The organism is Flavonifractor sp. An52, from assembly GCF_002159385.1.
Classification (GTDB): Bacteria; Bacillota; Clostridia; order Oscillospirales; family Oscillospiraceae; genus Flavonifractor; species Flavonifractor avicola.
Genome location: NZ_NFIB01000039.1, coordinates 1 through 20103, shown reverse-complemented (window position 1 = coordinate 20103; position 20103 = coordinate 1). Strand labels below are relative to the sequence as shown.

Below are 20103 nucleotides of genomic sequence, written 5' to 3'. Positions count from 1 at the left end.
TGGCCCATCTTCTCCTCCATGTGCATACCGATCTCGTCGAACTTGGTGCGCATCAGGGAGTGGCCGGACACGGGGGTGAAGTCGTCCCGGTGCATGACCTTGGGCACGTGGTGGCTGGCAATGCTCCGCCAGTGGGTGATGCCGGTGGCGCAGTGCTTGTAGCCGCCGGAGTAGCCGCCGTAGGGGTTGCCCTGGGTGTGGCCGATGAGGATGGGAATGTCGCAGTCAAAGACATACTTGTTCATCAGCACGGGGTCGCCCCGCTTGGTGGTGCCCAGGTCCACCATGTGCTCATAGTCCTCGGAGTCATGGCTGGTGATCTGGTTGGTCCAGTAGAACTCGTTGAACAGCTCCTCGCCCAGGATCTGCTTCATCTCGGACACGGTGGCACGGGGATGCAGGCCGTTGGAGAACATGAACAGGATGTCCTTCTTCTCCACGCCGGCGGCGTACAGCTCATCCAGGCAGGCCCGGATGGACACCTTCCGGTGGGAAGTGGGCTGGCAGCCGCCCTTCACGATGTCGGGGATGACGAAAACCACGGTCTTGCCGGGAGCGGCCAGCTCCTTCAGAGGAGGCATACCCATGGGGTTGCGGATGGACTCCAGGGTGGCGTTGTACAGGCTGTCCCAGTCCTGGGGCAGGCACTCAGGGTCGGGCACGGTGGTGCCGGGGATAAACACGTCGGTGTTGTCGGGCAGCTCAGCGCTCATCAGGCCGTGGCCGTATTCAAAATCAAGCTTCATGTGTGCTCTCCTTATTTCCCAAGATAGGTCTTGATGATCTCCAGATACTCGTCGGGGTAGAAGCCGATCTCACCCTGGAACCGGGTCAGGGCGATGAGGCCGCCGTCAATCTCGTCGATGGAGGCCAGCATCTCGGCGTTGTCCACCTTCAGGCCGCCGCCGTACACCACGTCCAGACCGCCGGTCACTTCCTTAACAAACTTGGCGATCTTGGTGATATACTCCTTGCCAGCGGGGGTCTTGCCGGGGCCGATGGACCAGATAGGCTCGTAGGCGATGACCACCTTGGAGGTGTCCACGCCGTCCAGGCCGATCTTCAGCTGATCGCCCAGCACCTGCTGCCACTGCTCCTGCTCCTCGCTCTTCTCGCCGATGCAGTAGAGCACACTCAGGCCCTGCTCGATGGCCAGCTTGATCTCCTGGTTGAGCAGGCGGTTGACGGCGGCGGTGTCGGTGACGCCGGCCTCAGCCAGCACGCCCATCTTGTCGTTGCGCTCCTCGCAGTGGCCGATGATGGTGGAGGTACACCCCATGGCCTTCACGATGGAAGCGGGACGGTTGGTGGTGAAGGCGCCGAAGTTGCCGCCCACAGCGGTGTTCATGCGGTAGACGCTCTGGGAGCCCACCTGCACGGGGCTGTTCTCACACTGGGCAGCCACAGCGCCCAGGATGTGAGCCTCGGGGAAGTACTGGACGAACTCCACCTGGTTGGGATCGTAGTGCTTCAGACCCTCCTGGGTGTGCTCCACGATATACTTGCCCCAGTCAGCCACGGGGGCGATGCGGTTGACGCCGCCGAACTCCACGGGCACGTCAAACCGCTTCAGATTCAGATACAGATGCTTCATTCCGGCCACTCCTTACTTCTTGTAGAAGGCGATCATGTCCTCCAGGGACTTCTGCTCCACCAGAGGAGCCTTGCCGTAGGAGCCGAAGTTGACGATCAGGGAGCCCACAGCCTCCTTCACGCCGGCCTCCACCCGGCTCATCAGCAGGGCCACGTCGTCGTCGGGCACATTGCCGGTGAGGACGGTGTCCATGATGGGCGGGAAGAACACGCGGGGATCGAAGGCGGACTTCTTCTCCTCCAGCAGGGCGTACACGCCGCCGATGGAGGGGCTCTTCTGCAGCTCGGGCTGGTTGGCGAAGAGCTCCTTCATGTTGCGGGTCACGGCCAGACGGATGTCGGTGTCCACGTTGATCTTGCGGATGCCGCAGGGGATGGCAGCCATCAGCTCGTCCACGTTGATGCCGTAGGCGTTCTGGATATCACCGCCCAGGTCGTTGATCTCCTTAACGATGTACTGGGGCACGGTGGAGGAGCCGTGGGACACCAGGGCGCAGAAGATGCCCAGGCGGTTGATGCACTCCTTGATGGCGATGGGGATCTCCTTGCGGAGCTTGGCGTCCTTGCCCTTGTTGGCGCCGTGCTGGGTGCCGTAGGAGATGGCCAGGGCGTCCACGCCGGTCTTCTGGATGAACTCCACAGCGTCCAGGGGGTTGGTGTAGGTGGAGGTGGCGGCGAACACGTGGTCCTCCTGGCCGCCCAGCACACCCAGCTCGCCCTCAACGGACACGCCGCGGGCGTGGGCATACTTGACCACCTCACGGGTCAGCTCGATGTTCTGCTCCAGGGGCAGAGAGGAGCCGTCGATCATGACGGAGGTGTAACCGCCCTCGATGGCGGCCACGCAGGAGTCAAAGTCCTTGCCGTGGTCCAGGTGGAGCACCACGGGGATGGGGGAGTTCTCGCCGTACTTCTTCACGGCGTTGGCGATGTTGCGGGCGCCCTTCTTCTTGTCCTCCAGGGTGCCGTTGGCAAAGTCCACCCGGCCGCCCATGAAGGCGTTGGCCAGGTCGGCGCCCTGCAGGATGGCGGGGGAGCGGAAGGTCTCGTGCATCTCGATGACGGCCTTGGCCTGGGCCACGGCATTCACGTTAAAAGCGCCCTGGGCGTAGTTGTGCTGCTCAGCGGCTTCCATCAAAGGTCTCAGGGGTACCAAAGGCATAATAAGTTCCTCCTTAATTCTCTCCGGCGTATACGTTGACGCCGGCCACATAGGTTGCAGTTACATTCAGATCTTGGTCCAGAACCACCAGATCGGCGTCCTTGCCGGGGGCGATGGAGCCCTTCCGATGGTCCATACCGATGAGGCGGGCAGGATTTGCAGTCAGCAGGGGGAGCACCTTTTCCACGCTCTCCCCGGTGAACTTCACCAGGTTCTTCAGGGCCTGACCGGTAGTCAGGGTAGAACCGGCCCGGACGCCGTTAGAGGCCAGCTTGGCGTCGCCATCCTCCACCACCACGTCGTTGACGCCCAGCTTATAGTGCCCGTCGGGCAGACCGGCGGCCTGGATGGAGTCGGTGACCGCTACCACCTTGTCCCAGCCCTTGCAGGCCAGGAGCATCCGGACAGAGCCGGGATGCAGGTGGCGGCCGTCGCAGATGGCCTCACAGCACACGGGGCGCTCCAGGACCGCGCCCATAATACCGGGACGGTGCTGGTGGAACAGACCCATAGCGTTGAAGGTGTGGGTGCAGCAGGCGGCTCCCGCGTCAATGGCGGCACAGGAGGTCTCGTAGTCGGCCCCCGAGTGGCCGATGGCCACGGTGGTGTGGCCGGAGATCTCCCGGATCATATCCACCACGCCCTCCACCTCGGGAGAGACGGTGATATACCGGACAGCGCCCTCGGCGGCCTGCTGATACTGCCGGAACAGGGCAGGATCACCCTTCCGCAGCAGATGCTCTGGCATAGCGCCTTTGTAAGCAGAGCAAAGGAAGGGGCCCTCCAGATGGATGCCCATAAGCTGAGCTCCGGTGATGGGAGCCGCCATGGCGGCTTTGGCCTGGTCAATGCACCACAGGGTCTGCTCCGGGGTATCGGTGAGGATGGAGCACAGCCAGCCGGTGGTGCCGTTCTTGGCGAAGAACTTACCGATCTTGGCCAGGTCCTGGGCGGTGGCGGCATTCACGTCCACGCCGTCGCCGCCGTGGGTGTGCAGGTCCAGGAAACCGGGGACCAGCAGCTTGCCGCCCAGGTCCACCACCTCATCGGCCTTGCCGGAGAAACCGGCTACCCGGCCGTCCTGCACCAGCAGGTCGGTGTCCTGGAACTGGCCGTCTACATAGACCTTGCCATTGGTAAAGAGGGTTCGTTTCATAAGATACCTCAGAAGGGCTGGCCGGCGGCCAGGGAATTGGTGAAGATGATGGCGTCGGGGTGGTTCTGCAGCAGGCTGGCGGGGAAGTGAGCGGTCACCTCGCCGTAAGCGGCCTGACGGACCACGGAGCGGTGCCACTCGCGGAACACGCCCAGACGGACCTTGCGGGCGCCCAGGATCTGCTTGATGCCGATGGTGACGGCACGGTGGGGCATGGCATCGATGGCGCCGCAGCGATCGCCGATGGCGTTGGCGGTGCGGGTCTCGGGATTCAGGGACAGGGCCCGGGTGCCCTGAGCGGCAAACTCCTCGGCGGTCATGTCCTCACGGGACTCGTTGAAGGCCAGATGGCCGTTGATGCCGATGCCGCCGAAGGCGATATCCACACCGCCCAGCTCCTCGATGAGGCGATCCACATAGCCGGGATCGGCGGGGTTGGGGAACACCCGCTGCTCGGGGGGCATGAGCAGCTCCTCGTCGATCTTGGTGTACACAGTGCGCTCCATGAAGCCACGGAAGGACAGGGGGCTCTCCTTGTCGATGTAGGTGTCGTCGTCATTGAGATACTCGTCCATGTTGATGAACCAGCAGTTCTTCAGGCTGATCCGGTCCCGGTTCACCAGGCGAACAAAGATGGGATACTGGCCCACAGGACCCACGGGGCAGATAAAGACGGTCTTTTCGCCCTTCTCGTTGTGAGCCTTGATGGTGTTGATCATCTCCATGGCGATCTCATAGAACACCTCGCCGGAGTCACCCAGCTTAACGACGGGAATCTTGGCATCTTTGCCCAGGTCCTGGGCGGAAATGTGATAATAGTCCATGTGGATCTTCCTTTCTATGGTTCTATGGCGGTATATCAATGGTTAAAACAGGTGGGTTACATTCAGGTCCCGGATGATATCCACAATCTCCTTGGTCCGGGTGCAGCCAAACTTACGCAGCAGGCTTTTGATCTGGGTTTTAACGGTAACAACCTCCACGCACCGTTCCGCGGCGATCTCCTTGATTTTCTTGTCCTCCAGCAGCAGCCGAACCAGGTCCCGCTCGGCGGCGGTAAGCTGGGAGACTGTGCTGATGAAAAAGAGCAGGGACCGCTCCGAGGTGCGCAGGCGGGAATACTCCTTGAGCAGCAGGTTCTGGATCTTGCCGTCCAGCATGGGCTGCCCGGCATAGGCACTGCGGATATGCTGGAGCAACTCCTCATCCTCGCAGCCTTTCACGATGTAATCCACCGCTCCCGCGCCCATGGAGGTGAGGATCATGTTATCGGTCTCGTGGGCAGTAAGGAAGAGGATCTTGGCCTCATGCTTCTTCTCCAGGATGTGCTCGGTGGCCTGGATGCCGGCGGTAGTAGTCTCCATCTCGATATCCATAAGAACGAGATCGAAGTCGGTCTCCAGGGCCAGAGCCTCGATCTCCTTTCCGCTGGCGGCACTGCCCACCACGGTCATATCTTCCTGTTGATTGAGGACGTCGCACAGATCCTCCCGGATCAGGTCAAAGTCCTCGGCGACCAAAATGCGTATCATGCTTTCTTCCTTCCTGCCTCAGTCGGGCAGTACCATAGCGGGGCAGCAGGACGAAGAAGGAGGCTCCTCCCTCCGGCCGGTTCTCCACCCGCAGGGAACCCAGGTGGCTGCGCACGATGGTACGAACATGGTACAATCCCATGCCCCAGTTGAAATTGCTGTTCTTACTGGAATAGAAGGGCTCAAAAATGTGTTTGAACTCCTCCGCCTTGATGCCGGGCCCATGGTCCTTGACCTCCAGGACAGTATACAACCGCTCCTGGTGACTGATCAACTCCACCGGCCTGGCCTCCTCATATCCGATGGTGGCCTCCCAGGCATTGGTGAGCAGGTTATACAGGGCCTCGCTCAGATAATTTTCGTCGGCCAGCACCTGAACCTCCCGGTCCATCAGCGCCCTGACCCGGCCATCGGGATACTTCTTGCGGAACCGGTCCAGGGTGATCTCCTCCAGGCGGCCCAAGGTCACCGGCACCAGGCGTACCGATTTGGCCTTGACCGTGCGGTAGAGCTCCTCCGAGCGGCTAATGAGCAGCTCATTGTTGTCAAACAGGCTGTCGGCGTAGCCCCGCACCTTGTCCAGGTCGGGCTCCTCCTTCTGCAGCTCCGCCCGGATGCGCTTGTAGAGCACCCGGTTGGCCAGCAGCTGGTTTTTGATGCTGTGGACAAAGACCGAGGCACCGGTGCGGGCCACATCGAATTTGCGCTCCAGCACCACCTCGTCCCGGTCGGACACAAAGCTGGTCTGGGTATAGCGCAGCAGGCTGCCCAGGCCCAGGATACCGCACACCAGGTTGACTACCACCAGCACCACATAGCCCCCTACGCTGAGGGCAAACTGGAGGTAGCCCACACCTTTGATCCAGGTGTAATCATAACTGTAAAACCGGTAGATCTGCCCCGGGTCCTGGCCGCAGTATATCACATACAGAGTGGCCAGCGCCACCAGAGAGATGACGATGGGCAGAAACTTCCGCCGGGAAAAATGCATGGTGGTGGAGCAATATTCCACAACCAGCAGGCCTACCGCCAGCGCCACATAGCACATGACCCAGATATAAGAGAACTGGACCAGCACGTCCTTGGCTGCCGGCACCTTCATCACCAGGCTCCGATACACACTGGGGTAATAGAGCACCAGGGAAACAATAGGCAGCACCACCACCAGCTTCCGGACCAGCGGCGCTTTCCGCAGGGCGGAGAGCATGGAATACTGGAAGGCCATCTCCAGCAGGAACAGCGGGAACAGATAGCGGCCCAGGGCCACAATGTAGCCCAGCTGTCCCAGGGTAATAAAGCGGTACTGCACCCAGATGCGAATCTTCTGGTTGAAAAACAGGAAGTTCATGACCTCCTGGGACAGACCGCCCTTCTTGGCGATAAAGACCATCAGCCCCACGAAATAGACCGTAAGGCTCAGGCACAGTCCTACCAGCAGCAGGGACTCCAGATTCTTTTTGACGCACAGCACCAGAATGGAGCCGATGAGCAGCCCCACGGCCAACAACAGAAGCATAACTTGTCCTCCTCCAGTTGTGGTTTCCGGTGCTATTGTATCCGCTCACTCCGGCTTTGTAAAGAATCTGTTTACGCGGGAAAGGGGCGGCGGCGGTGTTCCGCCGCCGCCCCTCCTGGGGTCACATTAGTAGTTGCCGGCCTCGGTCATCAGATCGAAGTCCACGTAATCCTCGACGGGGCAGACATCATCTTCGGTGATGGAGCCGCCGTCCAGCAGGTTCTTCTGCTGCAGCTCGTAGTAGCCCTTGACGGTGCCGTCAGCAACGCCTTCCACCACTTCCTTGCCGGTGAGCCAGTCGGCGTCGCCGCGCTGATTGTACATGGTGTCATAGTCCAGAGCGGCCTGAGTGGCGCACCACTGAGCAACCTCTTCGTAGTTGCCGTCAGCAGCGTAATCCATAGCCTTCATCAGAGCGCGGACGAAGCGAACGGCCACGTCGCGGTTCTCTTCCAGGTACTTGGGGGTGGCGATCCAGCTGGCCAGGGACACGGTGGTGTCGGAGAAGGTCATGTTGTCAGCCAGCTTGGTGGTGCCCTCCATGCCCTCCAGGATGGTCAGGCTGTTGGGGGACCAGGTGGCGCAGGCGTCCACGCCGCCGGACATCATAGCGGTCACGATGGAGGGAGCGTCCATGTCCATGGCCTGGATGTCATCCATGGTCATGTTGTGAGCAGTCAGAGCGTTGCGCAGGATATCCTCGCTGGAGGTGCCGGAGGAGTAGGCCACGACCTTACCCTTCAGGTCCTCCACGGTGCTGATGCCAGGGCCGCCGATGAGGGCGTCGCCGTTGGAGATGTGGGACAGAGCGATGATGGTGGCGTTGCCCTGGACGCACAGCTTATGAGCGCCCTGGCCGATGTAGCCGAAGTTCACGGAGCCGTTCTCCATGGCGGCGATGATGGTGGGGCCGTCCTCGAACTGGGTCAGGGTGACGTTCAGGCCCTCTTCCTCAAAGAAGCCCTTCTCCTTGGCGGTCATCAGGCTCCACAGGCCGCCGTAGTTGGGCATATAGCCCACATTGATATCAACAGTCTCAACAGTGGGGGTCTCGGAGTTGCCGGCGGGAGTGCCGGTGTTGCCGGAGGGGGTGCTGGTGGTGTCGCCGCCGCCGCAGGCAGCCAGAGCGCCGCCCAGCATGGCTACGGTCAGGAGCATGGCAAGAAACTTCTTCACGTTCATTTCCTCCTATTTAATAGTTTGGGATTTTCCCTCTATTGCAACGGCCAGTGCCGTTCCAACCTGATTACTTACGGACCTCCAGGTACTCCTGGTACACCTGGCTCCAGATCTCGTTCTTCAGCTCCAGGAAACGGGGAGTCATCTTGGTCTCCTGGGTACGGGGATAGGGGATGTCGATGTCAATGATGGACTTGATGCGGCCGGGACGGGCGGACATGATGATGACCTTCTGGGCCAGGATGATGGCCTCCTCCACATCGTGGGTGATGAAGAAGCAGGTCTTGCGGTCCTTCTCCCAGGTCTCCAGCAGTTCGGTCTGCAGCTGGGTACGGGTCTGGGCGTCCAGGGCGCCGAAGGGCTCGTCCATCAGCAGCACCTCGGGGTCAGCGGCGTAGGCGCGGGCGATGGCCACGCGCTGCTTCATGCCGCCGGACAGCTCCTTGGGATAGTGGTCGGCAAACTTGGTCAGATCCACCTTCTCCAGGTACTTCATGGCCAGATCCTCGGCCTCTTTGCCCTTGATGCCCTTCATCTCCAGAGCGAACATAACGTTCTTCTTCACGGTGAGCCAGGGGAACAGGGCGTACTGCTGGAAGACCACGCCGCGCTCGGTGCCGGTGCCGGTGACCTTCTTGCCTTTGCAGTAGACAGCGCCGGAAGTGGCCTCGTGGAGGCCGGCGATGATGTTGAGCAGGGTAGACTTACCACAACCGGAGGGGCCTACCACGCAGATGAATTCGTTCTCATAGATGTCCAGGTCCACCCCGTTCAGGGCTACCATCTCGCCGTTGCGGGTATTGTATACCTTGCGGACGTTATCGATCTTGACGATCAGATTTCTCTCTTCTCCTGCCATCCCGTCAGCTTCCTTTCCAAGAATTTGATGATTTTTTCAAGAGTAATACCGATGATGCCGATGATGATGACGTAGGCCAGCATGGGGGCCGCGTCAAAGCTGTTGTTCAGAGACCGGATACGCATACCCAGGCCGGCCATAGCGCCGGTGGATTCGGCTGCGATCAGGGTGGTCAGAGCGACGGAAGCACCCAGCCGGACAGCGGTGAGGATGAAGGGCAGGGTGGCGGGGGTAATAACCCGGACGAAGATGTCCCGGTCGGTGGCGCCCAGAACCCGGGCGGCCTTGATGAGGGTCTCATCCACGTTGATCACGCCCTGATAGATGGTCACGCACATGATGAGGAAGCAGGCGATGGTAATCACGATCACCTGGGGCAGCCGGCCCACGCCGGCGCAGATGACGATCAGAGGCACATAGGCCAGAGGGGGGATGTTACGGATAAACTGAATCCAGGGCTCCAGGATGTTGCGCACCGGCACATACCAGGCCATCAGGATGGCCACAGGCAGGGCGATGACAAAGCCAATGGCGTAACCCATTGCCACGGAGATCAAGCTGCTGCTCAGGTCCTGCCAGAACACGCCGCGCTCCACCATGGTCATGAGACCCTGAATGGTCACCACCACGTTGGGGAAAGCGCGGGACGTCTGGGGAATGATGGACATGATGTACCAAACCAGCATGGCCACCGCAAAAGAGATGAGCAGCCAGACCTTTGATGGAATCCGACTGGCAAGGGACTTTTTCTTCTGTTCCATTCTCTTCGCTCCTTCTTACGATTGATCCGACGTACGCAAGGTTGGCACAAGCAGCCCCGCGGTTAGGATAACTCTAGTATAAAATCTTTTTGGAAAAAGAAAAGTATGAAATTTCATCATCCCTCCCCTTATTTTCCCGCACCATACAGGGCGCGTCCAGTCTGCTCCTCCCCCTGGAGATCCGGGCCAGCTTCTGCCGCGCCGACGATCCCAACAATGCCGGCCGCAAGCCCCGGCCAGCCAGACGGCGCCATGGAGCGCACCGCAGCCCCTACTTCCCTCTGATTGACAAACCGGGTATAATTTACAGTAACAAAACCTGGGAGGTACAGCTATGGAACTCAACGCCGCCGCCCGAGCCGCCTTCGACGCCATGCGGGAGGGCATCACCATCATCGACACCGAGGGCCGGCTGGTTTTCTGTAATCAGGCCTATCTGGAGTTTCTCCGCAAGGAATCGGGGGAACCGTTGGAGTCGGTGGAGGGCAAATACCTGCGGGACCTGCGTCCCGGCGCCCGGCTGCCCGACGTGCTCCAGGCGGGCAAGCCCATCCTCCACATCACCCGTCAGGAGATCAAGGACTTCTACTTCGTCAACCTCTACCCCATCTATGAGGGGGACACCCTGGTGGGGGGGCTCAGCGTAGTCACCTTTCTGGAGGACGCCTACCAGACCAGAGAGGAGCTGGAGGCGGTGGAGGCCCGCAGCCGCCAGGTGCTCCACAGCATCAGCAAGGCCAACGGCGCCCGGTACACCTTTGACGACATCGTGGCGGTGACCCCGGCGGTAGCCCGGGTGAAGGATCTGGCCCAGCGCATTGCCGTCACCGACGCCACCGTGCTGCTGGAGAGCGAGAGCGGCACCGGCAAGGAGCTGTACGCCCAGGCCATCCACAACGCCAGCTCCCGCCGGGACGGGGTCTTTGTAGCCATCAACTGCTCCAACTTCAACGCCAATATGCTGGAGTCGGAACTCTTCGGCTACACCGAGGGGGCCTTTACCGGGGCCAAGCGGGGGGGCAAGATGGGCCTCTTCGAGGCGGCCTCCGGCGGCACCCTCTTTCTGGACGAGATCTCCGAGATGGACGTAGGCCTCCAGGCCAAGCTGCTGCGGGTCCTTCAGGAGCACACCATCCGCCCCGTGGGCGGCCTGAAAGAGGTGGCGGTGGACGTGCGGGTCATCGCCGCCTGCAACGCCGACCTGCCCGCCTATGTGGCCGCCGGCAAGTTCCGCAAGGACCTGTACTACCGGCTGAGCACCTTCCCCCTCCATATTCCCCCTCTGCGGGAGCGGCCGGGGGACATCCCCGCCCTGGCCCAGGCCATTCTGGAGGATTTCTCCCACAAGCTGCGCCGCCCCTTCCGCCTCACCGAGGATGCCATCGCCCGGCTTCAGGCCCACAGCTGGCCGGGCAACGTGCGGGAACTGCGCAACGTACTGGAGTTCTCCGCCTACCTCACCCCCTCCGGGGTGATCAATCAGGAGGCCCTTCCCAGCGACCTGGTCCACCAGCAGGAGGACGCGGGCCTTTCCCTGGCTCAACGGACCCGCGCCTTTGAAAAGCGGGTCATTCTCAACCTGCTGGAGAAAAACGGCTTCTCCCTGGAGGGGAAAAAGCGGACCGCCGCCCAGCTGGGCATCTCCCTGGCCAGCCTCTACAATAAGCTCGGCAAGTAGAATTCTAAAATACTGGAATGTTGTTCCAGAATATTAGAATGCGTTGAGCGGTCTCCTCTGAGCGTCCCTTCTCTCTCCGCCATCCCCTCCTGATTTCCAGAATATTAGAATTCCCATCTCCCTTCCTCTGGCGCAGCAAAGCAAGAAAGGCACTGTGCCGCAAGGGCTTCCCCCTTTTTTTCGCCTTTATTCCGCATTTGGCACATGTCTTGCTTTATCCAGAGGCAACGGCGGTCGGAGAGAGGGCCGTCGAAATCAAGAGGAGGTATCGTTCATGTCACCTTTAGCAATCCTGGGATTCCTGACGGTTGTGATCATGCTGGTGCTCATCATGACCAAGAAGGCATCCCCCCTGGTGGCCCTGATTGTGGTTCCTGTGGTCACCGGCATCATCGCCTGTTTCTTTATGGCCGTGGTTCCCGAGGGCGCCCCGGAGGGCACACAGGGCGTCGTTGACTTTGTGGCCAACTTCAAGTCCCTGGGCGGTATGATCACCGGCTCCAAGGGCATCGGCTCGGTGGCCGCCACCGGCGTTATGTTCATCTTCTCCATCCTGTTCTTCGGCATTCTCACCGATGCCGGCACCTTCCGTCCCATCATCAAGGGCATCCTGAACCTGGTGGGCACCGATCCCATCAAGATCGGCATCGGCACCGCCGTGCTGGCCGCCATCGTCCACCTGGACGGCTCCGGCGCCGTCACCTTCCTGATCTGCGTCCCCGCTCTGCTCCCCCTGTATGACGCGCTGGGGATGCGCCGCACCACCCTGGCCACCATCGTGGCCCTGTCCGCCGGCACCATGAACATCCTGCCCTGGGGCGGCCCCACCATCCGGGCTCACACCGCCCTGGCCACCATGGAGGGCACCGAGGCCACCGTCACTGAGTTCTTTATGCCTGTCCTGCCCGCTGTGCTGGCCGGTATGGTGTGTGTGCTGCTCATCGCCGCCTTCCTGGGCAGCCGCGAAAAGAAGCGCATCGGCGCCGTGGCTCTCCAGGCTGTGGGTCATACCGAGCAGGAGCTCACCGACGAGCAGAAGGCCCTGCTGCGGCCCCACCTGTTCTGGGTGAACATCGTCCTCATCATCGCTGCCATCATCTCCCTGCTGTTCTCCGGCTTTGCTCCCGCTGTGGTGTTCATGGTGTTCTACGTGCTGGCCACCGTCATCAACTACCCCCGCGTGAAGGACTCCAAGGCCCGTGTGGACGCCCACGCCAAGGAAGCCCTCATGATGTGCTCCGTGCTCTTTGCCGCCGGCTGCTTTACCGGCATCATGCAGGGCACCGGCATGATCTCCGAGATGTCTACCGCCCTGGTGGCCATCATCCCCGACTCCATGGGTCAGTTCTTCCCCCTCATCATCGGCATCATCGCCATGCCCGCTTCCCTGCTCTTTGACCCCGACTCCTTCTACTATGGCGTGCTGCCCGTACTGGCCACCACCGCTCAGGGCTTCGGCATTGTGGGCGCCGATGTGGGCCGCGCTGCCATTCTGGGCCAGATGACCGTGGGCTTCCCCATCTCTCCCCTCACCGCCTCCACCTTCCTGCTGGTGGGTCTGTCCGGCGTGGATCTGGGCGAGCATCAGAAGAAGACCATTCCCCTGGCCTGGCTGGTCTCCCTGGTGATGGTGGCTGTGGCCTTCATCACCGGCGCCATCGCCCTGTAATCTTTCCTCATCCATTCATCTGTTTGCGTAGAAAGGAAGTCATTCTATGAAAACCATCCGCATTGGCAGCGGCGCCGGCTACGCCGGCGACCGTCTGGAGCCCTCTCTGGAGCTGATCGAGAAGGGCAATCTGGACTACATCAGCTACGAGTGCCTGGCCGAGCGCACCATCGCCATCGGCCAGCAGGCCAAGCTGAAGGACCCCGCCAAGGGCTACAACGGCCTGCTGGAGCACCGCATGGAGAAGGCCCTTCCCCTGTGCTGGCAGCACAAGGTGAAGCTCATCACCAACATGGGTTCCGCCAACCCCCAGGCCGCTGCTCAGAAGTGCGTGGAAATCGCCCGCAAGCACGGTCTGACCGGCATGAAGATCGCCTGCGTCACCGGCGACGACCTGTTGCCCGTCATCGACAAGTACATGGATACCGAGGTATGGGAGAACCACAAGCCCCTGAAGGAGCTGGGCGGCGAGATCGTGTCCGCCAACGCCTACATGGGCGTGGAAGGTATCCTGAAGGCCCTGGATATGGGCGCCGACGTGGTAATCACTGGCCGTGTGGCCGACCCCGCCATCTTCATGGCCCCCATGATCCACGAGTTCGGCTGGTCCCTGGAGGACTGGGACAAGCTGGGCAAGGGCACCATCATGGGCCACCTGCTGGAGTGCGGCGGCCAGGTCACCGGCGGCTACTTCGCCGAGCCCGGCAAGAAGGACGTGCCCGGCGTCGGCCACCTGGGCTTCCCCATCATTGAGGTGTCCGAGGACGGCTCCTTCTTCGTCACCAAGGTGCCTGAGGCCGGCGGCAAGGTCACCGTGGAGACCTGCTCTGAGCAGATCTGCTACGAGATCCATGATCCTGAGAACTACCTGACTCCCGACGTGGTGGCCGACTGCAAGCAGATCAAGTTTACCGAGATCGGCAAGGATATGGTGAAGGTGGAGGGCATCACCGGCAAGCCCCGCACCGAGACCTTCAAGTGCTCCATCGGCTATAAGGACTGCTTCATCGGCGACGGCGAGATCAGCTACGGCGGCCCCGGCTGCGTGGCCCGGGGCAAGCTGGCCCTGGACATCCTGAAGGAGCGGCTGGAGCTGGTGGCCCCCAACGTGTTCGAGGAGCTGAAGTTCGACCTCATCGGCTGCAACAGCCTGTACTGGAACCCCGACTACCAGTACAACCAGGAGCCCAGCGAGGTGCGGGTGCGGGTGGCCGGCCGCGCCAAGACCAAGGCTGAGGCTGACATCATTGGCAATGAGGTGGAGGCCCTGTACACCAACGGCCCCGCCGGCGGCTGCGGCGCTGTGAAGCGCACCCGGGACATCGTTTCCGTGGCCTCCATTCTGGTGAGCCGCTACGACGTCAAACCCCAGGCCGAGATCTTCACCGTCTGATACTGGGACAGAAAGGAAGCATTTGCTATGAAACTCTGGGATATTGCACACTCCCGTACCGGCGACAAGGGCAACATCTCCAACATCTCCCTCATCGCCTACGACCCCAAGGACTACGACCTGCTCAAGGAGAAGGTCACCCCCGAGAAGGTGAAGGAGCACTTCAAGGGCATGGTCAAGGGCGAGGTGGTTCGCTATGAGCTGCCCAACATCCACGCCCTCAACTTCGTGATGTACGCCGCTCTGGGCGGCGGCGTCACCCGCTCCCTGTCCGTGGATATGCACGGCAAGGGCCTGTCCTCCTACCTGCTGGACATGGAGATCTGATCTCTCCCTGTTTCTCCCTATTTTCCCTCATAAAAAGCGCTGGGCGCGGCCGTTTGGCCGCGCCCAGCGCTTTCTTGCTTCGTTATTCCGCCAGCAGGTCCCGCTGGTCCGGGTGGCTCTCAAACCACTTGACGGCATAGGAGCAGGTAGCTACCGCCTTCATATCCCGGCCACGGATCTGGTCCGCGGCCCCCTGCACCAGCTGGCCCGCCACCCCCTGGCCCCGAAGGGAGCCGTCCACAAAGGTGTGGTTGATATTCGCCACGCCGGGCCGCTCCTCCGGGAAGGTGATCTCGGCGATCAGCTTTCCCTCCTCATTCTCGGCCCACAGCCGGCCGGGCTTGCTCTGAAATTCCATAGGGCTTCCTCCTTTTGTTTTAAAATGGCGAGGGCGGGTGCGAATCGAACACACCAGGACGGGAACGCCGTCCCCAACGGTTTTGAAGACCGCGGGGCTCACCAGATACCCTTCCGCCCCCATATGGCGGGGGAGTCACAGAAATCTCCGTCCCTCCCCGATTTTTTGGGTGATTCTCACCCGGTCCCAGTATTCCAGCAGCAGCAGGGCATACTTACGGGAGACTCCCAGCATATCCCTGGCCTGGGCCAGGGTGAACATTCCCGTCCCAAACCGGGCCTTCATCCTGCTCTGTGCCTCCAGGCAGCTCTCCCCCCAGGCCCGCACCTTGGGGGACAGCGGGGTGAGCACGCCCTTGTCGGCCAGAGCCCGGCCCGCCCGGCGGCAGGCCGCCTCCCGTCCGGGGAAGGCACGCTCCACCTCCTCGTTGGTGGGGGGTTCCAGTCCAGCAGCCCGGTAGATCTCGCATAATTTCATCTCCATCGCCGGGTCGGTTTCCGGCGTTGAAGGCGGCGGCGCTTTGGGGGCCGTTTCGGCCGGGCAGGACAATTTCTCCCCCGCCGCCAGGGCGGCCAACCGGGTCAGCCGGGCCGGGTCCATCCGCCCCTTGACGGGGGGCTCCAGGTCCAGGATCACGCCGCCCCCCACGGTGACCACCGGGGAGAAAAAGCGCACCACAAAGCGATCCCCCCGCAGGGCAGCCAGAGGCTGGTCCAGCCGCAGCTGGGCAAAGCCCTCCTCTCCCGGCTCCAGCCTGTCCCGGCCCAGCAGGATACACCGGCACATCAGCGCCCGCCCGCCGTGGTGGAGGTGGAGGGCGGAATTGTTTTTGACGGCATAGGGGGCCTGGGGCAGCACCCTCAGGGCCACATCCAGCCGCCGGGTGAGGGTAAGCCCCTCCGCCGGGGCCAGGGTGTCCCCACGGGACACCTCCCCACGGTCCACACCCGCCAGATTCACCGCCGCCCGGCTGCCGGGGGCCAGCTCCTCCTGGTCGGTACCGTGGCTCTGGAGACCCCGCACCCGGGCAATTTTATCCCCCGGCCACAGGCGCACCCTGTCCCCCCGGCGGAGAGAGCCGCCGGTGAGGGTGCCGGTGACCACTGTGCCGCTGCCCGCCACCGAAAAGACCCGGTCCACATGGAGGCGATAGTCTCCTCGGTCCGACCGCTCCGGCGTCTTTTGGACCAGCTCAGCCAGGGCTCTCTTCAGTTCATCCAGCCCCTCCCCTGTCACCACCGAGGTGGGGATGATGAGGGCGTCCTCCAGAAAGGTGCCCTTCACCAGGGCGCGCACCTGTTCCTCCACCCCCGGTTTGATACCCAGATCGGCCCGGGTAAGGGCGATCACGCCCCCTTTCAGGCCCAGCAGGGACAAGATGGCCAGATGCTCCCGGGTCTGGGGCATGGGCCCCTGGTCGGCGGCGATGGCCAGCACCACCAGGTCCATACCGGCACAGCCGGAGAGCATGGTGGGCACAAATTTCTCATGGCCGGGCACGTCCACGATGCTCACCATCTGTCCCCCCGGCAGGGTCAGGGGTGCAAAGCCCAGCTCGATGGTGAGACCCCGGCGGCGCTCTTCTGCCAACCGGTCGGTGTCCACTCCGGTGAGGGCCTTCACCAGGGCGGTCTTGCCGTGGTCCACATGGCCTGCGGTACCCAGGATCATGGCCGTTCTCCTTTCCACGCCGCCAGGGCATCCCGGATGATGTCCTCCTCCCCCGGCAGCAGGGTGCGCACATCCAGCAGCAGCTTTCCCTTGTGGATGCGCCCCAGAATGGGGGTGGTCCACCCCCGGAGGAAAGCCTCCAACTCCTCCGCCGGGTCCAGGGCCACCGCCCAGGAGGGCAGCTCCTCCCCCGGCAGGGTGCCGCCCCCCGCCTCTCCGGCGGTCTCCACCGCCTCGCAGGGGCAGAGGGGGGAGAGCAGGGCGGCCAGCTCCTCCGCCCTTTGCCGCAGGTCCTGGGGCTTGGCCTCCAGCATGGCCCGGGCGGGGACGGACACCCCGTCCCGCCAGTCCAGCAGGGTGGCCTCCAGCGCCGCCAGGGACAGCTTGTCCAGCCGCAGGGCACGGGCCAGCGGGTCGGCTTTCAGCCGCCGGATGGCCTCATCCTTGCCCACCAGAATACCAGCTTGGGGCCCGCCCAACAGCTTGTCCCCGGAGAAGCATACCACGTCGGCAGCTGCCGCCCACTTCTCCACAGTGGGGTAGTCCTGGGGCCAGGGGCCGGGGCCCAGCGCGCCGCTGCCCAGGTCGCACAGCAGAGGAACCTGGTATTGGGCCGCCAGAGCGGCCAGCTCCTCCACCGCCACGCTCTGGGTGAAGCCCACCACCTTGAAGTTGCTGGGGTGGACCTTTAGCAGGGCCTGGGCCTCCCCGCTCTCCAACACCCGCTGGTAGTCGGACAGACGGGTCTTGTTGGTGGCACCCACCTCCACCAGCTTGGCGCCGCTGCGAGCCATCACGTCGGGCACCCGGAAGGAGCCGCCGATCTCCACCAGTTCTCCCCGGGAGATGGCCACTCCCATGCCGGGGGTCAGGGCGGACAGCATGAGCAGCACCGCCGCGGCGTTGTTGTTGACCGCAAAGGCCCCCTCCGCCCCGGTGAGCTCCTTTAGCAGCTCCTCCACCCGGCCGGTGCGGCTGCCCCGCTTGCCTGCGTCCAGGTCGTACTCCAGGTTGGAGTAGCCCTCCGCCGCCTGGGCCACCGCCTCGGCCGCCCTTCGGCTGAGCGGGGCCCGGCCCAGATTGGTGTGGAGGGCAACGCCGGTGGCGTTGACCACCTGGCGCAGGCCGGGCCGGGCCAGTTCCTCCGCCGCCTGCCGGGCCTGCTGGGCCAGGATGTGCAGCTCGGGCACCTGAGTCTCTCCCGCCCGAATGGCACGGCGCAGCTGGTCCAGCACCCGGTTGGCCCCCGCCTTCTGAGCGGAGCGGGGCAGGCCGCTGTCCGCCAGGGCCGGACTGGCCAGCAATGCGTCCATCCGGGGCAATATTGACAGGTCTGATTTGCCCACAACGTCACCTCCCTACCATGACATTTGTTTGCAGTATACCACAGTTTTTCCCGTTCAGGCATATAAACTTTTCGGTTTTCAGAAACAGGGGCAAAAATATGTGTAAGACAAGGTAACATTCTAATTGACAGGTTACTTACCCTGCGGTTATCATGCTGTTAGTGAAATTGGAAGAGGAATGATGATTGGAAGGAGTGTTGACCAATGCGCGTATTTGAAACCAGCGTACAGGAACTCAAGCATGAGGTGCTGCGTTCCGTGGCCCGACTGGCCTGGAACGCCGATCTCCAGACCGGTATTCTGGATATTCCCGAGGAGATCATCCCCGGCCCCGAGGCCAAAATGCGCTGTTGTATTTATAAGGAGCGGGCCATCATCTCTCAGCGGGTGAAGCTGGCTATGGGCGGCGACAAGACCAACCCCAACCTGGTGGAGGTGCTGGACATCGCCTGTGACGAGTGCCCCGTCACCGAGATCACCGTGGGCCCCTCCTGCCGGGGCTGTATCGCCACCCGATGCGTCCACACCTGTCCCAAGGACGCCATCACTGTGGTGGACCACAAGGCCCAGATCGATCACAAGAAGTGCATTACCTGCGGCAAGTGTATCACCGCCTGCCCCTACGGCGCCATCGAAAAGAAGACCCGTCCCTGTGAGCGGGGCTGCAAGGCGGGAGCCATCTCCATGGGAGAGGACAAGAAGGCCTTCATCGATCCCGCCAAGTGCACCTCCTGCGGCGCCTGCATCTACCAGTGCCCCTTCGGCGCCATCATGGACAAGTCCTTTATTGTGGACGCCATCCAGACCCTTCAGGGCGCGGAAAAGTGGGGCTTCAATGTCTATGCCGCCGTGGCGCCCTCCATCGCCGGCCAGTTTGCCCCCGCCGACCTGGGCCAGGTGGTCACCGGCCTAAAGATGCTGGGCTTCCACGACGTGGTGGAGGTGGCCCTGGGCGCCGATATGACCGCCAAGACCGAGGCCGGTGAACTGGAGGAGAAGGGGATGCTGGCCTCCTCCTGCTGCCCCGCCTTTGTGGACTATGTGGAAAAGAACTTCCCCGACCAGGCCCATCTGATCTCCGAGACCCCCTCTCCCATGATTATGGCCGCCCGGTACATCAAGCGGAAGGACCCCTCCTCCAAGGTCATCTTCATCGGGCCCTGCGTGGCCAAGAAGATGGAGATCAAACTGGGCAAGACCATGGGTGCGGTGGACCTCGCCCTCACCTTTGAAGAGCTGTACGCCATGTTTGAATCTCAAAACATCGACGTGTCCAAGCTGGAGTATACCGAACTGGATCAGGCCAGCGGATTTGGCCGCTCCTTTGCCCACAGCGGCGGCGTGGCCGCCGCCGTCACCGAGGCCCTGAAGGAGCGGGACAGCAAGTTCCAGATCAAGGCCCAGCCCTGCAGCGGCTTCGAGGCCTGCAAGCTGGCCTTCCTGAAGGCCGCCAAGGGCATCGGCGATTTCAACTTCATCGAGGGCATGGCCTGCGAGGGCGGCTGTGTCCAGGGCCCCGCCCAGCTGATCCGCTCTTCCAAGAACCAGGGCGATGTGGACCGCCACGCCAAGCAGGCCGAGGGCCGCACCATCGAGGGCGCCGTGGCCGAGGCGGAAAAGCTGCCTGAGTCCCAGGATTGATTCTCTTTCTGTCCCATCAAACCGTCAGACAGGTTTTCCTGTCTGACGGTTTTTCTATGGATTCCAAATGAAACCATCCTCCGGCCTGCATAGGCAAAAGAAACCTGCGGATACTAAGAGGCGTAACCACAACCGCAGGAGGAGAATCGACATGAAAGCGACTGGTATCGTGCGCCGGATCGACGATCTGGGGCGCATCGTGATCCCCAAGGAGATCCGCCGCACCATGCGGATCCGGGAGGGCGACCCCCTGGAGATCTAC

19 protein-coding genes and 1 tRNA gene are annotated in these 20103 nt (G+C 62.3%); 6 read left to right on the top strand and 14 right to left on the bottom strand.

Annotation, left to right across the window (positions count from 1 at the left end; genetic code table 11):
- From B5G06_RS12500 to B5G06_RS12455, 10 genes are all read right to left on the bottom strand, one after another.
- Positions 1-746 (bottom strand): lactate racemase domain-containing protein (locus tag B5G06_RS12500; protein WP_143382755.1); only part of this gene is annotated, 746 nt, incomplete at its 3' end.
- Between the two features lie 11 nt (positions 747-757).
- Complete coding sequence (locus B5G06_RS12495; protein WP_087189387.1) at positions 758-1594, bottom strand: triose-phosphate isomerase; 837 nt, start codon at positions 1592-1594, stop codon at positions 758-760.
- Positions 1595-1606: 12 nt separating this feature from the next.
- Positions 1607-2755, bottom strand: coding sequence for a class II fructose-bisphosphate aldolase (locus B5G06_RS12490; protein ID WP_087189386.1), 1149 nt, complete (start codon positions 2753-2755; stop codon positions 1607-1609).
- A 13-nt stretch (positions 2756-2768) separates the two neighbouring features.
- The gene (gene nagA, locus B5G06_RS12485; protein WP_087189385.1) at positions 2769-3911 is read right to left on the bottom strand and encodes an N-acetylglucosamine-6-phosphate deacetylase; all 1143 of its coding nucleotides are present in this window, start codon (positions 3909-3911) and stop codon (positions 2769-2771) included.
- Positions 3912-3919: 8 nt separating this feature from the next.
- Positions 3920-4735 carry a glucosamine-6-phosphate isomerase gene (locus tag B5G06_RS12480; protein ID WP_087189384.1) on the bottom strand — a complete coding sequence of 272 codons (816 nt, stop codon included), beginning with the start codon at positions 4733-4735 and terminating at the stop codon, positions 3920-3922.
- A gap of 42 nt (positions 4736-4777) precedes the next feature.
- The gene (locus B5G06_RS12475) at positions 4778-5443 is read right to left on the bottom strand and encodes a response regulator transcription factor (protein ID WP_087189383.1); all 666 of its coding nucleotides are present in this window, start codon (positions 5441-5443) and stop codon (positions 4778-4780) included.
- On the bottom strand, positions 5412-6959 hold the full coding sequence (locus tag B5G06_RS12470) for a sensor histidine kinase (RefSeq protein ID WP_087189382.1): 1548 nt from the start codon (positions 6957-6959) through the stop codon (positions 5412-5414). The genes B5G06_RS12475 and B5G06_RS12470 overlap by 32 nt, the downstream gene beginning before the upstream one ends.
- Before the next feature lie 126 nt (positions 6960-7085).
- On the bottom strand, positions 7086-8135 hold the full coding sequence (locus tag B5G06_RS12465; protein ID WP_242955492.1) for an ABC transporter substrate-binding protein: 1050 nt from the start codon (positions 8133-8135) through the stop codon (positions 7086-7088).
- 70 nt (positions 8136-8205) lie between these two features.
- Complete coding sequence (locus B5G06_RS12460; RefSeq protein WP_087189381.1) at positions 8206-8997, bottom strand: ABC transporter ATP-binding protein; 792 nt, start codon at positions 8995-8997, stop codon at positions 8206-8208.
- On the bottom strand, positions 8973-9758 hold the full coding sequence (locus B5G06_RS12455; RefSeq protein ID WP_087189380.1) for an ABC transporter permease: 786 nt from the start codon (positions 9756-9758) through the stop codon (positions 8973-8975). Before B5G06_RS12455 ends, B5G06_RS12460 begins: the two co-directional genes overlap by 25 nt.
- Before the next feature lie 334 nt (positions 9759-10092).
- Between B5G06_RS12455 and B5G06_RS12450 the strand changes: the two genes are divergently transcribed.
- From B5G06_RS12450 to B5G06_RS12435, 4 genes are all read left to right on the top strand, one after another.
- Positions 10093-11436 (top strand): sigma-54 interaction domain-containing protein, encoded by a 1344-nt coding sequence (locus tag B5G06_RS12450; RefSeq protein WP_087189379.1) that lies wholly within the window; start codon positions 10093-10095, stop codon positions 11434-11436.
- A 274-nt stretch (positions 11437-11710) separates the two neighbouring features.
- Positions 11711-13105 carry a CitMHS family transporter gene (locus tag B5G06_RS12445; protein ID WP_087189378.1) on the top strand — a complete coding sequence of 465 codons (1395 nt, stop codon included), beginning with the start codon at positions 11711-11713 and terminating at the stop codon, positions 13103-13105.
- 46 nt (positions 13106-13151) lie between these two features.
- A complete protein-coding gene (locus B5G06_RS12440) occupies positions 13152-14498 on the top strand; it encodes an acyclic terpene utilization AtuA family protein (RefSeq protein WP_087189377.1) in 1347 nt (448 codons plus the stop codon).
- Between the two features lie 27 nt (positions 14499-14525).
- Positions 14526-14825 (top strand): AtuA-related protein, encoded by a 300-nt coding sequence (locus B5G06_RS12435; protein ID WP_087189376.1) that lies wholly within the window; start codon positions 14526-14528, stop codon positions 14823-14825.
- An 82-nt stretch (positions 14826-14907) separates the two neighbouring features.
- On the opposite strand, the gene B5G06_RS12430 is transcribed toward B5G06_RS12435, so the two are convergent.
- The 4 genes from B5G06_RS12430 to selA form a co-directional block, all read right to left on the bottom strand.
- Positions 14908-15183, bottom strand: a complete 276-nt coding sequence (locus B5G06_RS12430) for a GNAT family N-acetyltransferase (protein WP_087189375.1) — start codon at positions 15181-15183, stop codon at positions 14908-14910.
- A 25-nt stretch (positions 15184-15208) separates the two neighbouring features.
- A tRNA-Sec gene (locus tag B5G06_RS12425) sits at positions 15209-15304 on the bottom strand.
- 14 nt (positions 15305-15318) lie between these two features.
- The gene (gene selB, locus B5G06_RS12420) at positions 15319-16854 is read right to left on the bottom strand and encodes a selenocysteine-specific translation elongation factor (RefSeq protein ID WP_087189374.1); all 1536 of its coding nucleotides are present in this window, start codon (positions 16852-16854) and stop codon (positions 15319-15321) included.
- Entirely contained in the window at positions 16851-18200 is a 1350-nt protein-coding gene (gene selA, locus B5G06_RS12415) for an L-seryl-tRNA(Sec) selenium transferase (RefSeq protein ID WP_242955491.1), read from the bottom strand. Before selA ends, selB begins: the two co-directional genes overlap by 4 nt.
- A 204-nt stretch (positions 18201-18404) precedes the next feature.
- Between selA and B5G06_RS12410 the strand changes: the two genes are divergently transcribed.
- Together B5G06_RS12410 and B5G06_RS12405 are read left to right on the top strand one after the other, a co-directional pair.
- On the top strand, positions 18405-19841 hold the full coding sequence (locus B5G06_RS12410; protein WP_087189373.1) for a 4Fe-4S dicluster domain-containing protein: 1437 nt from the start codon (positions 18405-18407) through the stop codon (positions 19839-19841).
- Between the two features lie 151 nt (positions 19842-19992).
- On the top strand, positions 19993-20103 hold a 111-nt coding region (locus tag B5G06_RS12405), incomplete at its 3' end, for an AbrB/MazE/SpoVT family DNA-binding domain-containing protein (protein WP_143382754.1).

Coding starts and splice junctions, on each gene's coding strand:
- B5G06_RS12495 (WP_087189387.1), bottom strand. CDS start 1,594: ATGAAGCATCTGTATCTGAATCTGAAGCGGTTTGACGTGCCCGTGGAG.
- B5G06_RS12490 (WP_087189386.1), bottom strand. CDS start 2,755: ATGCCTTTGGTACCCCTGAGACCTTTGATGGAAGCCGCTGAGCAGCAC.
- nagA (WP_087189385.1), bottom strand. CDS start 3,911: ATGAAACGAACCCTCTTTACCAATGGCAAGGTCTATGTAGACGGCCAG.
- B5G06_RS12480 (WP_087189384.1), bottom strand. CDS start 4,735: ATGGACTATTATCACATTTCCGCCCAGGACCTGGGCAAAGATGCCAAG.
- B5G06_RS12475 (WP_087189383.1), bottom strand. CDS start 5,443: ATGATACGCATTTTGGTCGCCGAGGACTTTGACCTGATCCGGGAGGAT.
- B5G06_RS12470 (WP_087189382.1), bottom strand. CDS start 6,959: ATGCTTCTGTTGTTGGCCGTGGGGCTGCTCATCGGCTCCATTCTGGTG.
- B5G06_RS12460 (WP_087189381.1), bottom strand. CDS start 8,997: ATGGCAGGAGAAGAGAGAAATCTGATCGTCAAGATCGATAACGTCCGC.
- B5G06_RS12455 (WP_087189380.1), bottom strand. CDS start 9,758: ATGGAACAGAAGAAAAAGTCCCTTGCCAGTCGGATTCCATCAAAGGTC.
- B5G06_RS12450 (WP_087189379.1), top strand. CDS start 10,093: ATGGAACTCAACGCCGCCGCCCGAGCCGCCTTCGACGCCATGCGGGAG.
- B5G06_RS12445 (WP_087189378.1), top strand. CDS start 11,711: ATGTCACCTTTAGCAATCCTGGGATTCCTGACGGTTGTGATCATGCTG.
- B5G06_RS12440 (WP_087189377.1), top strand. CDS start 13,152: ATGAAAACCATCCGCATTGGCAGCGGCGCCGGCTACGCCGGCGACCGT.
- B5G06_RS12435 (WP_087189376.1), top strand. CDS start 14,526: ATGAAACTCTGGGATATTGCACACTCCCGTACCGGCGACAAGGGCAAC.
- B5G06_RS12430 (WP_087189375.1), bottom strand. CDS start 15,183: ATGGAATTTCAGAGCAAGCCCGGCCGGCTGTGGGCCGAGAATGAGGAG.
- selB (WP_087189374.1), bottom strand. CDS start 16,854: ATGATCCTGGGTACCGCAGGCCATGTGGACCACGGCAAGACCGCCCTG.
- B5G06_RS12410 (WP_087189373.1), top strand. CDS start 18,405: ATGCGCGTATTTGAAACCAGCGTACAGGAACTCAAGCATGAGGTGCTG.